This is a genomic window from Massilia alkalitolerans DSM 17462 (assembly GCF_000427785.1).
Lineage (GTDB): Bacteria > Pseudomonadota > Gammaproteobacteria > Burkholderiales > Burkholderiaceae_D > Telluria > Telluria alkalitolerans.
Window position 1 is genome coordinate 1 of record NZ_ATYR01000038.1, and the last position, 15,990, is coordinate 15,990.

Below are 15,990 nucleotides of genomic sequence, written 5' to 3' on the forward strand. Positions count from 1 at the left end.
CAACATGGCCGAGCTGACAGTGGGTTTGGCGCAGTACTTTGCGTTCTACAACGCCGAGCGTCCGCATCAGGCGCTGGGCTATGAGACGCCGGACCATGTCTACATTGCTGGTGTTGGGGGAGGCGCGCTGATCGTCGACAAGTTTAGCAACGCGGACCAGGCGCCGGAGAAAAACGGCGAAACGGGGCAGCGCCGGACAGCTGCGAAAGTGGAAATGGACACAGCTTAAACTAGCCGGCTCAGTGTCTTGACTGATGGGTCCACTTTAGGGACATGCGAATTTAGAGACCACAGTAACTTATTATGATAGTGATAGTGGATGTACATCATTGCGAAATAAGAGCTTACGCAAATTACAAAACCAATGGACTGAAGACTTTACCAATTATGGTGTGAGATTGGCAACTTCGATTGCTCTTAGCGATCTACGCAACGCAACAAATCTTGCGAACGCAAGTCGGGTGAAATCGCGCCTCGTCAACGAACTAAAGCTTGTTGATGAGCAGCAGATTATTCATCTACTCTCTCCACAGGGACAAACTTTCATTGTCGCTTGTCTAGACTCAAAGAAACCATCTTGGGAGGGACACGAGAGATTCGTTTCTGAGTCTAAAAGATGCAGTTTTTTTAATCGATGCTGCATGTGCAGACAAGCGGTTATTTTCCGTGAGGCTTTACCGTTTATCGCTCGACGAGTCGATGACTTAATTCGGCTGAAATCAAGACTCAATGTAATTGAGTGGACCAGTAACTATGGTGACGAATTAGCCGCTTGGGAACAGATCTTAAATCAGTGGAATCCACAAGAGCAGGTGTTAGACGCCAAGGTGCTTGCGAAAAATGATGTTTATGCTCTGCCATTGACCATGCGAGGTAGTAATGAATAGAAAAATCGTACCGCTGCAAGATGATCTACAGAAAGCCATTGATGTTGTGGCGTCTCGCGCTCTTGAGGTCGACAGCGATGAGGACCAGTTAATTCTTGCTGACTTAGGGCCTAACCAAGACATTATTGCCGAAGAAGATGCAGAAGAGATCCCGGCAGTTCTTGCATTGCGCAAAATACCAGTTGAACAGTGGAAAAACATTAAGGTTAGTTCAGAGAGTATTTTCGGCGACAAGCTCTGGAGTTTCCTTTCATATCCACACGTGGATAAAAGATCTGTTCGTTTAAACTTTGATTTCGACAACCAAAATGGTATCAACCTAACCAGACCGGAATATAATCACTGGGAAAATATTGTCAAAGCTCTAATCTTTTATAACATCCCTCATTTTGCTGTTTCAAATTATGCGCGATCGTACGGGTCTTTAGGCTCGAAGCGAACAAAATTCGGTCGGCTTATCGCTCTTTTCCAAAAAGAGCAGTTGTATATGGGAAATCTAGGCAGTCCGACGTTCAGGACTATCAATGATTTAAATAGGGAAACGATCGCCGGGTATATAGCAGGGTTGCCAACAGCAGGAATCAAATGGGAATTAGCCTCTGCCATTCAACTTTGGCAGAAAGTATCGACTGGTTGCCTCCTGCCAGATGAGTACTCGATTACTTCACCACTTGTTACAAAAGAGCAGATCGCTAAACTCAGAGCTGAGTACGAAGATGAAAGTGCACCGTTCCTGCCTATTGCCCTTGACGATTATTCAAACATTGTTAATCACTGTGTAGGGTTAGTAAATGTATATAGTAAAGACATAACTTGGCTGTATGAAACGTACTATCGCTCAATCATCGGCGGTTGGAAGCATTCAGACCGAGGGACTACAAACCCGGTATGTTACTCCCCTGGAAGCGAGGCTGGGGTTAAAGCTTTTATTGACTATCAACCTGTGCTGGTTGATGGAAAACCTTGGTGGTCCTTAAAGATCCAGGAACGAGCAAACCCAAAAGGCGCAAACAAATCTTCCACGAGTTATGTATCGCTACCAGCAATACTTAGTTTGATCGTTTCGTTGCTCGATGCGTGTTGCGTAACGATACTCGCTACCACCGGTATGCGTCGCTCAGAAGTCATGGGACTTCTTAGTGGTTGCGTTGAAGAAGATGAAAGCGGCTTTTGGTTACGTTACACTGTTTTCAAAACATCAATCGCCTCGCAAGGCGACGCCAAAAGAATCCCAATTCCTGCATTAACTGCAAAAGCCATTGCTATTGTTGAGTTGATTTGTGGTGAGTCGCGAAATTACGGTAAGCATAATAAGCTTTTTTCATCCGTCACCCGACAGTTCTTCGGGGGAGAGACTCATGCGGCTTATCCTGAGCGAGCAGTTAAACGAGTGTGTGAAGCGGTCGGTGCTGATGAAAGGATACACCCGCATAGGTTCAGAAAAACACTAGCGATGTATCTTATATATCAGGATTCTAAGAACATCGAGATTATTCGACACTTGTTTTCGCACGCAAGTTTGAAAATGACTTTGCGTTACATTATATCGTTGCCAGGAGTCAACGATGAGATGAAGAAGATCATTGTGGAGCAAAATCTTGAAATTTTGGTTGAAATCTTAGAGGGTGCTGCAACTGGGCGTCTTGGTGGCGAAGCCGGTAATCGTCTGCGCAAATCTGTAGAAGGTTCGCCTCGTTTAATCGCAAAGCTCCAAGACAAAGGGCGAGAAGCGCTAGTCCAGTATGTAGAGTCGATGCTCGACGAGGGCGTTAAAATGCTGCATAGGACGAATTTAGCGATTTGCATGAAAACGCCAGGCTATTATGAAACTGCACCGTGTGATGGAAAGAACGACGACCCCACTACAAAGTTGCATCCAAATTTATTTGCATGTGACCCGTTCAACTGTCGTTTTGCCGCATTTGTCGAAGCAAATGTTCCGTCATTGAAGAATGAGATTTTATTTCACCAAAAATATCTTGCTCATCCTCTAAGCAGTAGTGCACAAAAGACTTTTTCGCAAAGACGCATTCAAGATGCAAAAAAGCGCCTATCTGAAGTAGGGGTGTCTGATGGCTCGACGGAGATGGAGGCGGCATAAATGGCAAACGAAGAAAACCTCGAGAAGGTTTATAAGGCAATTGCAAGTCTAAAAGCAAAAGGGATGCAAAGATTAAATGTTGAACTAGTTCGAAAAATAGCTGGTGTCGCTAGGTCAACTATTTACCTTAAAGATGAAGATTGGAAAGAAGTCAGAGATGTTATTGCTGGAAAAGATTCCGAAAGGCTGGCAGCCACTGCGCTTGACGTTAATATCAAAAGTGCATCTGCTTTAGCAATTGAAGAATTAGAAAAACGGCTCACTGAAGCAGAAAGTGAATTAACAAGGATAACGTCAGTTGCTGATAAAGTGTATCCTGAGTTGATTGATGAAATCCAGCGCTGGTTTGTCGCTGCTTCTGAAACACTAAATAATAAAAAGAAGAAAGTTCATGATGCGGCGGAACTTTTGAAATTGAAAGCCGAGTGCGAGAGGCTGCGGAAAGAAAACGCATCTATGTTAGCGCAACTTGAAAGTCCGACTAATATGCGGATGCTTTCACACAAAAAAACCATTATACTGAAAGACGGCTTGACTGCAGGCGAGTTCTTCGGATCTTTCATGAATCAACTCCAGTCGATAACTTCGCATTATCTGTTGCCAGGTCGTCCTGCAGCAAGTTATATTTTGTGTAGCTTAAATTCGAACTTCAGAGATGAGTGGATCCATAACCATGAGCCGAAGTCAACTGGACTAAATTTGTACATAAACTCAGTCGCGGGTACTAGCGATACAAGACTTTTTTTCTTACAACAGATTCGAGCGATGCTTTCGGGAGAAATCCACTGTGTGTTGATGAGAGATCAACTCATGAAGGACGTCGGCAAAAATTCCCGGCATACTGATGAGTCTGCGAAATCAAGATTCAATACAGAATTTTTCGAGCACCCTAGTTTTGATGAGCCATTTGACTCTTTCATAATTATTTAAATGAGTAATGCATCGCTTCTTAGTGATTTCATCGAGGCACGAGATGTTGCCGGTGACTGGGATTTATATGTTTCAAAAGATCGTCTTCGAGTATCACGTGCATTGCTTGTAAGAGAAGCGTCTGTCTCGCGTTCAAGTTTATATAAAGATTCCCAGGTCGTGTCCATTCTTTGGCATCTAGAGGAAAGATTGCGAAAGAAGGGAATACTAGTTTGTTCAGACAATGACTTGACGTTAGACGACGTTCAGCAACTGTCAACTTTGGATAGTCTCAATAAACGTTTGACTAATCTTAAAGAAGGAATTACTCAACTGGATTGCACAATTGAGTTGGTTGCGCAGCACCTTAAACTATATCAAATGAAATAATGGTCAATGTCTTCTTCGCTAAAGGTTCGCGACGCAATTCGCAAGATGATCCATTAGACATCTCTACTCCAATTTTTCTTGACAATTCGCATCGGGTAATTGAAGCGCCGTCTTTGTGGGCAATTAAACTCGCGTCAAAATACTCAAGAAGTAAGGCAACGCTGCATACATATTCTCAGTTGATGCAAAGGTATTTGCGTTGGCTTGAGGACTCTGGGTATGGAGCCCATCAATGGATGGCTGTTGATCAAGAGATCTTCGAAGAATATATCGAGTTTCTTTGCCAGAGTAAAATAATTGCAGAAACCGCAACCTATTATTGCGCAAGAATTGCCTCATTCTATAAGTGGGCAACTAGCAATGGCTACGAAAATTATTTTAGTTGGGATGTTGAAGAGTGTGATGCTCTTGTTAAAATTAACCTCAAAGACCAACTCTTGTTAGGACATGTCAAATCACATGTGGAAGTAGAAAAACTTCCATTTACTACTCCGATTGGACGTCCTGCGCTGCATGAAAAAGAAGTTGAAAAGTTTGTGACCGAGCGTAACCATCGAGCGGCTCTTTTCTTACTGGATGATGTGGTATATAAGATTATCGCTACAATTATCCGGATAACGGGTCTTCGACCTAGGGATCTTTTTCAGATACCTTATCGAGGGAATAAAGAGAATTTCGGCTTCGTCCCTTATGATATAGACGAAATACCTTCAGACTTAAAACGTAAAGATATTCGATTCTATTTTCGTTCTAAGGGTAAGAATAGGTCAATTGAATTCCCTGGAGCTTTGTGGGAATTGATTTGCCGAGTCTATATTCCATTGCGAAGAGAGCGGGCCGAAATCCATTATGAAAAGAATGGGGTAAGCCCACGAAACAATCAGCTCTTTTTAAGTAGTGATGGAGTTGTTGTTACGCCTTATATGCTTCGATACAATTTTGCGAAAGTCGTGCCGGTTGATCGCATGGAAGATGGTGCTGAACAAAAAGATAGTAGACATGCTGTCGTGTTTCATGGGCGAAAGTACACCCCTAGAATGCTGCGGCATTCTTGTGCTACCTATTTCGTTTATGAACGCTTGAAAAAAGAAGGAAGAGTTGGAAAGGAATACGTGTACGATCCGGTAATTGATGAGGATCTTCGGAAGATGCTTGGCCATGAGGATGTCGGGACAACTTACAAATACTACGTTCATCTTGTGAACAGGTTTCATCACGATGATCTGTTGGCAGACCTTAAAAAATCTCACGTTAATCAAGGTTTGAACGCGCTTCTTGATGCTATCGATTATTGAAGACCGTTATCAAGTTTACTTGAATCGAGCTCTTATCAGCAGGGCGCTAGATTTTATATTGTTGACTTTGGACGAGAGCAACATACATCTTAAAGAAGTACACTCGATGTAAATGATCTTAATTAGGCGATAGTCGGGCTTGATGTTGAGTTCCTCTATGAGTAGTTTACACTGTGAGTGCTCGTCATTACACAAAAGGAGCCTTAGTCGAAGGGCCCAAGTCGGCCTCCGATTACATTACGCGTTCAACAATCTCACATAGCCTTAACAAAGAGGAGAGCGAGTTTTTCGAACTCGAGCGTTGTTTGCGATCCAGTAACAGCGCTTGCATTCCGAAAGCGCGAGGTCCTTCAACGTCAGCTTCGAGGGTATCGCCAACCATTAAAACATCACAAGGCAAGCAGCGCAGCTGCCGGCAAGCATGTGCATAAATCGCTGGATTAGGCTTGATTGCGCCTGCGTCGAAACTCCAAACATAAGCGTCAAAAACTGGGGGAAGCACCGACAAGACCGGTTCGGCGTACTCTTTGGCAAGATTGGAACAGAGCCCTAGTTTGTATCCACGGTTTTTTAGGTCATAAAGTGCTGGTAGCGTGTCTACAAATGGCAAGATAGATTCGAGCTCAACAACCAACTCTTGTTTTAGTTGCTCACGTTCGTCATCTGTTAATGCGATTCCCAATAACTCACCAGCTTCAAGCAGTCCAATAGGCTGGCCCATAAGTATTTCAGCGTCCTTGGAATTGGGCATTCTACCCTGGCCCGCGCCGATTTTGATAAGTTGGCGAAAGGGCGCACGCTTGTTAGAGATGGTCACAAGCGTACCGTAGACATCAAACAGAATGACCTTTACCGCGCTTCTGTTGAATTTTTCCATTTGTTTTCAGCAATGAAGTTAAGCTTGAAAATATACAGCGGGCATACGTCATATTCATGGCGAGCTCAAATAAAGCCGGTAGACAGTGGTAAATCACACACATACGCGAAGTTCGTCAACAAGACACGAGGATGACGATGAAGTTATTAGTTTTATCTGATCTCCACCTAGAGGTATGGTGCGATCAAGTGCCTAAAATCGATATATCGCTCAGCCAGCCAGATGTCGTCATTCTTGCCGGTGACATTCACACAAAATTTCGTGCACCTTCATGGGCTTCAGAAATATTCTCGGGATTACCTGTGGTTTACGTAGCTGGCAACCATGAGTTTTATGGGGAAACAATCGAAAAAACGGGTGAGGCAATTGCCCGAGAATGCATCTGTTACCCTAATATACACTATCTTAACTGTGGCGAATACATTTATAGTGGAGTTCGGTTTTTAGGTGCGACTTTATGGACTGACTTTGCTCTATTTAATCCTGATCGCAGGTGGAGTGCCATGCTTGACGCCAGGACTGCAATGAATGATTACCAACGTATTAAGGTCGCGTCTGCAGGATATAGGAAGTTACATCCACAAGATACTGCTCGCCTACATGCCGCACAACGAGCATGGCTTAAAGGAAAACTTGATGAGCCGTTCACGGGGCCGACCATCGTCGTTACCCACATGGCGCCTTCAATGTGCTCGATTTCATCTAAATACGTAGCGGATCCACTTTCTGCTGCATTCGCTTCAAACATGGAAGACTTGATAGTGAAGGCTGACGTCTGGATACATGGTCATACGCATAATAGCTCGAATTATGACGTGGAAGGATGTCGTGTCGTATCTAATCCTCTGGGATATCCAATGCAGAATGGCCATCCTGAGAACGAAGAGTTTGATCCAAACTTCATTGTTCATTTAAAACGCTAACGTCAGGATGTCTATACCACATCAAGTGGACTTACAGTGTCCAGTGCATTGATCTTGCCCAGCTTTTCCCGGACACAGCCACCGGCCGGTGTGAGTCTGCCTGACGCAGCCCAGCTACGCCTTCGGCTGGAATAGTTGGCTCTTTGCCTCATCTGCAACCAGCGGAATATAGCCGAGTGAGCCCTAATACCACGACAATTCAACCCTGCATCCAAGCTTGTCCATTTCGACGAGATCACGTGTCTGCCAAGGACCCCGCCGTTGAAAAGACTCAGGGTCTAGGACCCGTCGATAGTCTCAGCTGTGGCATAGTCATGGCTGTCATCCTTACGCCTATAGGCGGCCCCATGCAGGATCGCGACAAGGCACTGTCTTTTCGCTGCACTTCACCTCGCTTAACATGAGCAAGGCGCAATACTTGATTGCTCTGCTGTGCGCAAGATGCCATTGCCCAGTACCGGGATCTGCCCGCCTTGCAGTACCGCGCGTCGACGTAGGAGGGGAAACTGCCGCCTTCGGTCCGCCGAAACGCGCCGATATCTTCGAATCGCTTTGTTCCGATTCTCCGCCCTTGGTTAATGTGCGCTTAATCGGCATCCACCATTCTGTCCCACAGACCGACTGGAGATGATGATGATAAAGCGTCTAACCATCCTGCAGATTAACGATCTGCACGGCTGCGTCGAGCCACATCCTGAACTCGTCCGAAGTGCGCAGGGCGACCAGTTCCAAACTCTCGGCGGACTCGCACGTATTGCTGCGCCGGTGAAACAAATCCGTACCGGTATGCAGGATGGAGTACTGCTTCTCGACAACGGCGACACCTTCCATCGAACCTATCTTGCGGTACAGTCAAATGGGGAAGCGCTTGCCCCGCTCATGAACGCCTTTAAGCCGGATGCGATGACGGTGCACTGGGAGTTCGCATATGGCCCGGACCAGGTACAACGGCTGGCGAACATGCTGAGCTATCCAATCCTTGCCATCAATTGCTTTCGGGTCGACGGCGAACTGTTTTTTCAACCGTACCTGATTCGCGAAAGAAGCGGCTTGCGTGTCGCGGTGATCGCCATCGCTTGTCATATCGTCGACAAGACGATGCCGCGCGCGTTTAGCGAAGGCTTGCGCTTCAGTGTTGGCCGCGAAGAGCTTCCAGAATGGATTCGTCATGTACGTGAGCATGAGCGTGCTGATCTGGTCGTTATACTCTCGCATCTCGGTTTTCCGCAGGACGTGAAACTTGCCTCCGAAGTAGACGGCATCGATATCCTGGTTAGCGGTCATACCCACAACCGGATGGAAGCGCCCGTCATGGAAAATGGCGCCATCATTTTTCAGTCCGGGTGCCATGGCTCGTTCATCGGCCGGCTCAATCTGGACATCGATGATGGTGAGATCGTGCGGCACCATCACCAGCTGATCGCGGTCGACGAACGCTTCGCTCCTGACAGAGAAGTGCAACAGCAGGTCGATACTGCGATGGCCCCGTATCGGACCATACTTTCTCAGATCGTTGGGCATACAAATGTAGCGCTGACTCGTTATCAGTCACTGCAATGTTCGATGGACGATCTGCTGCTCGACGCTATCGCACTGGCCGCCGGCACCGAAATCGCATTCTCGAATGGCTGGCGTTATGGTGCGCCAATCCCGCCTGGCCCGATTATCATCAATGATCTGTGGAATATTATTCCGACAAATCCAGCGGTCGAGACGGTGGAATTGACGGGCGAGGAAATTCGCGTCATGTTGGAAGAGAACCTGGAGCGCACCTTTTCGTCCGATCCTTTCCAACAGATGGGTGGATACGTGAAGCGCTGCCGCGGCGTCCGGCTGTATGTGAAGATCGAGAACCCGGTCGGGAGCCGCGTCGATCGCCTGTTCGTACTTGGTGCACCCGTCGATCCCGACCGCCGCTACACGGCGGCATTCGTGACCGACCAGGGCGTCCCCATGAAATTCGGATGCAATCGCACAGTGCTCGACACGCGCGCCATTGAAGCGCTTCAGCGCTACCTGGCGCTCTCGACAGCCGGAAGTTGCAGCAATGGTTCGGTAACCGCAGTATAGCGGTTCAGGTTGACGTGCGCGATGCTTCTCATGCGAAGCATACAATAGAGGGGGGCTCGCTCCATGAACACGGTACATGGTGTGGACGCCTTATCTCATCAAACTCTGGAGGGAAAATGGACAAGAATGGTCATTCGCAGGGACGTCGCACGATCGCGATGCTGGCACTCGGACTGGCCTGTTTCGTCAGCGGGGGCAGCGTGCTCGCTGCCGATGCGCTGTTCGTCTATGGTCCAGGTGGACCAGCGCCGGCAATGAAGGAAGCCGCTGCAGCCTTCCAGCGGCAGCATGGCGTGCAGGTCGAAGTGACTTCCGGGCCCACGCCGAGCTGGATCGACAAGGCCAGGCAGAACGCCGACGTCATCTACAGCGGTTCAGAGACCATGATGACCGACTTCGTGGTGGCGATGGAGGGCCGTATCGACGAGAAGACGATCACGCCCCTGTACCTTCGTCCGATGTCGATCTTGGTGAGGCCCGGGAATCCGAAGCGCATTACCGGTTTCCAGGACCTGCTCAAGCCGGGCACGAAGATCCTGGTCGTCAACGGCGCTGGCCAGAACGGCGTCTGGGAGGACATCGCCGGCCGCAAAGGCGATATCGGCACCGTGCGCCAATTGCGCCGCAATATCGTCAGCTATGCACCGAACAGCGCGGTGGCCCGCACGACCTGGACGGAAAAGACCGACATCGACGTCTGGCTGATCTGGAATATTTGGCAGGTAGCAAACCCTAAGTTGGCCGACACGGTGCCGATCGAGCCGGACTATGCGATCTACCGGGACACCGGAGTCGCCTTGTCGCTGCAAGGCATGAAGAAGCCGCTGGCCAGGCAGTTCGTCGACTTCCTGCAATCGAAGGAGGGCGCACGGATCTTTGCCAAGTGGGGATGGAAAACCTGATTGTTATCCGGTGCGACAAGGACGGCGCGGCAAGTGCCGCGTCCTGTGTCCGAGTATCCGACCAGGCATAGTTATCGCGAGCTCAGCTTGAGAGGCGTACATGACGCCGTTCGATGCAGATCGCTGTGGTCCGCGCGTCTGTTCAACACGACGCTTCTCTGGACACTACCCCTGCACCAGGGGGTAACCGAGAAAAGGAGAGTCCCCACAAGGCCTCTGGGTTTGCTTACAGGATGAGCAGCGTACATTAGCCTTCAGCGTTCATCGGTAAATCAAACGCGCGCCGGAGTACACAACTTGACAAGGAAAATCACGAATTTTGCAAAGGGGAACGGTACATGCCGTTCTCCTAAACTGGTCTAAGATCGGCTGTAAGGCCTCATCCGGCCCTGTTTGTTTTAGCAATCAAGCGTATCCCGGACTGGCGATAAAGCTGTTCAGTCTTCAACCCTGAAATGGAGGCTCCGATGTTTCCTGCAACAACTGAAAAAGCCGAACGCAATACGTCAGTGGCCGCTATGCAGCGCTTCGACCAGCAGTTACGAGAGAATATCGCGCGACTCAAGGGGGCAGACAAGCAGGCGATAGAGCAGCGCTTGAGAGAACTTGATCGTGAGTGGAATGTCGAGAGGGCGATCGAGGTCGAGGCGCCGAGCATGATTCTGCTCGGCCTGGCACTGGGCAGCCTGAGCAATCGAAAATGGTTCGCGGTGTCTGCGATGGCGGCGAGCATGGTCATTCTGCACAACCTGCAGGGCTGGTACCCGCTATTGCCCGTCTTTCGTGCCGCAGGACTGCGTACCGCCGAGGAAATCGAGCAGGAACGCATGGCATTGAAGGCATTGCTAGGCGAAAAATCCACGCTGGCAACCACAGTTCATTAAGGAGCCCATCATGTTCACAGCCACCGCGACGCAAGTATCTGGCCACACCTCCGCGCATCTGAACGAGCACATTCGTCACGCAACGGAGGAACGGATCGCCGAATACGAAGGCAACGACAAGAAGGCCCTGATCACCCGTCGCCTCAAGGAACTCGAGCACGAGTGGGATGTCGAGCGTACCCTTCAGACCAATTTTGCTACCCTCTCGCTCATCGGTCTCGCGCTCGCACTCAAGAGCGACAAGCGCTGGCTGGTACTGGCAGCCGGTGTTCCTGCCTTCATGGTGCAGCACGCGCTGCAAGGCTGGTGTCCGCCGCTTCCCGTGCTGCGCCGCCTGGGTGTGCGCACGGCGAGGGAAATCGCCGAGGAGCGCTTTGCACTGAAGTCGCTGCGCGGCGACTTCGATGAGGTCGAGCGCTCGCAGGATCCGGACGCGATCGTCCGCGCGGTTCGCGCCTAGATTTTGGGTAAACCATCGAAAAAAGGAGAAGCGATGATTTTTCGCCAGTTATTCGAGCCGCTGTCGAGCACCTACACTTATCTTCTCGGCTGCGAGGAGACCGGTCAGGCAATACTGATCGACCCGGTCATTGTGAGCATGGAGCGCGACCTCGCCGAGATCGCGAAACTGGGGATGAAGCTTGCGTATACGGTCGATACGCACATCCACGCCGACCACATCACCGCTGCACTCGAACTGAAGCGGCGTGCCGGCAGCAGCATCGCCGCTCCTGCGTATGACCGCCTTCCTTGCACCGATGTCGGCATCGAGGAAGGGGTACCGTTCCAGGTCGGGAGCGTACTGCTGCAACCGTTGCATACGCCCGGCCATACCGATGGCCACTTCGCCTACCTGTTAGGCGACCGCGTGTTCACCGGCGACGCGCTGTTGATCGACGGCTGTGGCCGAACCGACTTCCAGAACGGCAGCGCCGATGCCCTATACGACAGCGTGGCCAACAAACTGTTCGCCTTGCCGCCCGATACGCTGGTGTACCCGGCGCACGACTACCAGGACCGCAGGGTGTCGACCATCGAGCAGGAGCGCAAGCGCAATCCACGCCTGAAGCAGGGCACCGACCTGGCGCGCTTCAGGGAGATCATGGGGGGGCTGAACCTACCGTATCCGAAGTTTATCGACCATGCCGTCCCCGGGAACCGGCGCTGCGGGGTATGTCCGGATGATTTGCCCGAGCACCTAGGAGAATATTGTCGGGAAATGACAGAGAGCCCCCAAGGGTGAGATGGTGTGCTGCCGGTGCCCCGCACTGAAGTTTGTACCACCAGTTAATTATTGTAAAGAACAGGGAAAACATGAAAGCCAATGTCGGAAAATTCGACGCGCGTCTGCGTGTTATCGTTGGCGCCACCGCCGTGGGCCTTGCCGCTACGGGCCTCGTCGGCCGGTGGGGGTGGCTCGGAGCCGTGCCGGTGCTGTCGGGCTTGATTCGCTTTTGCCCCACGTACGCAATACTTGGAGTTGACTCTTGCAATCTGTCGCTAGGCGCCATGAAGCCTATGCGCATCGGCGGCGCCGAGCGGGCGGAATAGTACGCCGCACCGCTTGCCGACCGACATGGGACACCGTCACGCTTGAGCTGGAAACTCCAATAAGCGAGCACCTGTATTATGCCGTCCGGGCTTGGTAATGGTGCATCGCCCTCGATAGCAACGGAGTTCCCACGGTTATTTTATGTATCTGTTTCGCTCCAAACGAGATCTTGCTATGGAAAATAAACCGCTTCCAGCCTATCAAAATATTAAGAAATCCATGGTCGCCACAACCTTGATAGGTATAGGCTTGATGGCGGCGGTGGATGAGATCATATTTCACCAGATCCTCAGCTGGCATCATTTTTATGATCGGGCAACACCTGCAATTGGCTAGGTCTCTGATGGTTTGCTTCATTCCACTGAATTGATTTTCTTGATCTCGGGTTCTTTCATGTTATCGAACTTGCGGTCCCAGCATGTTTTTTCTTCGCGTGCAGGGTGGGCAGGGTTGTTCTTGGGCTTGGGCACATTTCAGCTATTCGATGGATTGATTAATCACAAAGTTCTTCGGTTGCATCAGATTCGATATGGAGTCGATAACTTGTTGACCTATGACGTTGTATGGAATTCTGCTGGGGCGGTACTGCTGCTAGTCGGCCTTGTGATGGCAATGCGCGTACGTTCGTCTGCCGCCGCTCGGTGAAGTAAATGCACGCATACCGTACGGTCGAGCACGCGACATTGCGCGCCCACGATCATGCAAGCGGCCCACAATCTTATGGGGTAATTTTCTTACTGGGGGCTCTGTTACTACTTTATTTCGCAGCTGTTATTAAAACAAGAACTTCGGCCTCCACATGGACCATGTGGCGCACAACCAGCTTTTCAGTCGGGATTATTCTCCTTGGAATTCCCCTGTCGCCCGCCGTTATTTCTTATGCCCATTCAGACCTCCGCGGGCACATGGTTCAGCATTTGCTGTTGGGCATGTTTGCACCGCTGGCGCTCGTTCTCGGCGCCCCCGGGACCCTACTGCTGCGATCGATACGCACGGAGGTAGCCAGGCGATTGGTCGCCCTGCTCGATACCAGGCCGGTACGGTTTCTCATTCATCCTGTCACCGCGGTCGTGTTGGACATGGGAGCCATGTGCCTACTCTATCTGAGCCCTCTTTACGTGATAAGCACGACCAATCCGACGATCCACTTTTTGGTTCACCTCCATTTCGTATTGTCTGGTTACCTCTATACCTGGTCTATCGCCGGACCCGACCCTGCGCCCCATCGACCTAGCCTTGTTCTGCGCCTCGGGGTGCTTTTCATTGGCACCGCTGTTCACGCAACCCTGTCCAAGTCAATGTACGCGTATGGCTTTCCGCGAGGAACTGGACGCGACATATCAGAAATAGAAGCATCGGCAAAACTGATGTACTACGGGGGCGATGTTGCCGAAATACTGCTCACGATCGCATTCTTTGCGATTTGGTTTCGCAAGGAGCGCGGCCGCTCGGTATCACTCCAGGCAAAAAGCGCTTGATATGTAGCGCGGGTATATTTCCCGTGCAGTAGCGCTATGCCCACCTCATCGCTCATTCGGCTCCACCCTGGGACAATTTGTCCGCTTGCGGATGGGGAGTTAATTGCGTAATCTTTGTTGACAGCTGAGCAATGAGCTCGGCACTTGCCTTTTTCCGCCGCTGCGAATGCCGTCGTGCTTAGTTTTTCGATGTCACCTGAGCCGATATCATTGCAGTGTCTCAAAGCACAGCGGATTGTCGTCTTCAGCTACTGAGGCTTGTCGGGCGGCGAGAAAAGGCGCGCCAAATTCATGAAAGAACACCATGTTTGAGCTTCCGACTGCTTTGTTGCTGGCACGTGTGCAATTTGCGTTCACAGTCAGCTTCCATTTCCTTTTTCCAGCAATAACGATTGGACTTGCAAGCTACCTGGCCGTGCTCGAAGGACTATGGCTAAGGACGGGCAGATCGGAGTACATGGACTTGTTTAAGTACTGGGTAAAGATCTTTGCACTCGTCTTTGCCATGGGAGTCGTGTCCGGCATCGTGATGTCTTACCAGTTCGGCACCAACTGGGCTGTTTTCTCCGACCGAGCGGGCCCGGTGATCGGCCCATTGATGGCCTATGAAGTGTTGACCGCTTTCTTTCTAGAAGCCGGTTTCCTCGGAGTAATGTTGTTCGGTATGCATCGTGTCGGCAAGAAGCTGCACTTCCTTGCCACTCTCATGGTTGCCTTGGGTACCTTCTTCTCGGCTTTCTGGATCCTGTCGGTCAATAGCTGGATGCAGACCCCGTCCGGGTTCGCAATCAACACCGCCGGCCAGTTCATTCCCAACGGAAGCTGGTTGGAAATCATTTTCAACCCCAGTTTTCCGTACCGCCTCGCGCATACGGTGTCCGCCGCTTATCTCACCACGGCGTTTATCGTCGGCAGTATCGGCGCCTTTCATTTATTGAAAAACAGCGGCAACCCACGGGCCCGAATCATGTTTTCGATGGCGATGTGGATGGCCGCGATTGTCGCGCCGCTGCAGATTATTATTGGAGACATGCACGGCTTGAATACGCTCGAGCATCAGCCTGCCAAAGTCATGGCGATGGAAGGTCATTTCCAGAGTCACAAGGACGGTGCGCCTTTGATCCTCTTTGGCATTCCGAATTCGGCGTTAAACCGGGTGGATTACGCCATCGAAATTCCCAAGGCCTCGTCCTTGATTCTGAAACACGATCTGCATGCGCCGTTGGCGGGCCTCGATACGGTTCCCCTCGAGAACCGCCCACCTGTCGGCATCGTGTTCTGGTCATTCCGGATCATGGTGGGGCTTGGCTTTTTGATGGCCGGTCTCGGGCTATTGAGTTTATATGCCCGCTATCGGGGCAGATTGTACGTATCACGTCCGCTACTAAGATTTGCCGTAGCGATGGGGCCGTCGGGTCTGATTGCCGTACTGGCAGGCTGGGTGACAACCGAGGTTGGCCGCCAGCCCTGGACGGTATATGGCCTGATGCGCACTGCCGAGTCGGCATCGCCGCTTGCGGCTCCCGCCGTTGCGGCCTCGCTGGCCGCCTTTGTGGTCATTTATTTTCTGGTGTTTGGGGCTGGCGTGCTTTACATAATCAAGCTCCTGTCCAAGGCGCTTGTCTCCCATGAGCCTGAGCTGCCGGACTTGCCCGTACGAACGGCTGGCATCACGCCGGCGCCGGCCATTGCGCATACTTCCACCCACATCCCGAGCTGAGT

The 15,990-nt window shown here is 50.7% G+C and carries 16 protein-coding genes and 1 pseudogene; 16 read left to right on the plus strand and 1 reads right to left on the minus strand.

Going from position 1 to position 15,990, the window contains the following annotated elements:
• The 6 genes from YWC_RS33920 to YWC_RS32345 form a co-directional block, all read left to right on the plus strand.
• Positions 1–229, plus strand: a 229-nt coding sequence (locus tag YWC_RS33920) for an integrase core domain-containing protein (protein ID WP_027867704.1), incomplete at its 5' end; no start/stop codon positions are given.
• A gap of 100 nt (positions 230–329) precedes the next feature.
• Positions 330–887 (plus strand): hypothetical protein, encoded by a 558-nt coding sequence (locus YWC_RS33090; RefSeq protein ID WP_156923874.1) that lies wholly within the window; start codon positions 330–332, stop codon positions 885–887.
• Positions 880–2,988 (plus strand): tyrosine-type recombinase/integrase, encoded by a 2,109-nt coding sequence (locus YWC_RS32340; protein ID WP_084416570.1) that lies wholly within the window; start codon positions 880–882, stop codon positions 2,986–2,988. The genes YWC_RS33090 and YWC_RS32340 overlap by 8 nt, the downstream gene beginning before the upstream one ends.
• A complete protein-coding gene (locus YWC_RS33095) occupies positions 2,989–3,918 on the plus strand; it encodes a hypothetical protein (protein ID WP_156923875.1) in 930 nt (309 codons plus the stop codon). It abuts the gene before it with no gap.
• Positions 3,919–4,287, plus strand: coding sequence for a VPA1267 family protein (locus tag YWC_RS34290; protein WP_503826181.1), 369 nt, complete (start codon positions 3,919–3,921; stop codon positions 4,285–4,287).
• Entirely contained in the window at positions 4,287–5,582 is a 1,296-nt protein-coding gene (locus YWC_RS32345) for a tyrosine-type recombinase/integrase (RefSeq protein WP_169728152.1), read from the plus strand. Before YWC_RS34290 ends, YWC_RS32345 begins: the two co-directional genes overlap by 1 nt.
• 232 nt (positions 5,583–5,814) lie before the next feature.
• On the opposite strand, the gene YWC_RS32350 is transcribed toward YWC_RS32345, so the two are convergent.
• Positions 5,815–6,459, minus strand: coding sequence for an HAD family hydrolase (locus YWC_RS32350; RefSeq protein ID WP_084416571.1), 645 nt, complete (start codon positions 6,457–6,459; stop codon positions 5,815–5,817).
• Between the two features lie 131 nt (positions 6,460–6,590).
• Here YWC_RS32350 and YWC_RS32355 point away from each other — a divergent pair, with 131 nt between their 5' ends.
• The 10 genes and pseudogenes from YWC_RS32355 to YWC_RS0124320 all read left to right on the plus strand — a co-directional run bounded on the left by YWC_RS32355 (position 6,591) and on the right by YWC_RS0124320 (position 15,988).
• The gene (locus YWC_RS32355) at positions 6,591–7,382 is read left to right on the plus strand and encodes a metallophosphoesterase (RefSeq protein WP_229413187.1); all 792 of its coding nucleotides are present in this window, start codon (positions 6,591–6,593) and stop codon (positions 7,380–7,382) included.
• Between the two features lie 633 nt (positions 7,383–8,015).
• Entirely contained in the window at positions 8,016–9,452 is a 1,437-nt protein-coding gene (locus tag YWC_RS0124285; RefSeq protein ID WP_027867707.1) for a bifunctional metallophosphatase/5'-nucleotidase, read from the plus strand.
• A 116-nt stretch (positions 9,453–9,568) separates the two neighbouring features.
• Positions 9,569–10,354 (plus strand): extracellular solute-binding protein, encoded by a 786-nt coding sequence (locus tag YWC_RS0124290; RefSeq protein WP_229413188.1) that lies wholly within the window; start codon positions 9,569–9,571, stop codon positions 10,352–10,354.
• A gap of 467 nt (positions 10,355–10,821) precedes the next feature.
• Positions 10,822–11,238: a hypothetical protein gene (locus YWC_RS0124295; protein ID WP_036215886.1), complete on the plus strand. Its 417-nt coding sequence runs from the start codon at positions 10,822–10,824 to the stop codon at positions 11,236–11,238.
• Between the two features lie 10 nt (positions 11,239–11,248).
• Positions 11,249–11,698 (plus strand): hypothetical protein, encoded by a 450-nt coding sequence (locus YWC_RS0124300; protein ID WP_027867710.1) that lies wholly within the window; start codon positions 11,249–11,251, stop codon positions 11,696–11,698.
• A gap of 33 nt (positions 11,699–11,731) precedes the next feature.
• The gene (locus YWC_RS0124305) at positions 11,732–12,481 is read left to right on the plus strand and encodes an MBL fold metallo-hydrolase (RefSeq protein ID WP_027867711.1); all 750 of its coding nucleotides are present in this window, start codon (positions 11,732–11,734) and stop codon (positions 12,479–12,481) included.
• 71 nt (positions 12,482–12,552) lie between these two features.
• Positions 12,553–12,789 (plus strand): YgaP family membrane protein, encoded by a 237-nt coding sequence (locus tag YWC_RS0124310; RefSeq protein ID WP_027867712.1) that lies wholly within the window; start codon positions 12,553–12,555, stop codon positions 12,787–12,789.
• A gap of 220 nt (positions 12,790–13,009) precedes the next feature.
• Positions 13,010–13,435: pseudogene (locus tag YWC_RS33625) on the plus strand (DUF2243 domain-containing protein).
• A gap of 5 nt (positions 13,436–13,440) precedes the next feature.
• Entirely contained in the window at positions 13,441–14,268 is an 828-nt protein-coding gene (locus YWC_RS0124315; protein WP_036215864.1) for a cytochrome c oxidase assembly protein, read from the plus strand.
• A gap of 304 nt (positions 14,269–14,572) precedes the next feature.
• Positions 14,573–15,988, plus strand: a complete 1,416-nt coding sequence (locus YWC_RS0124320) for a cytochrome ubiquinol oxidase subunit I (protein WP_027867714.1) — start codon at positions 14,573–14,575, stop codon at positions 15,986–15,988.
• The last annotated feature ends 2 nt before the right edge of the window (positions 15,989–15,990 follow it).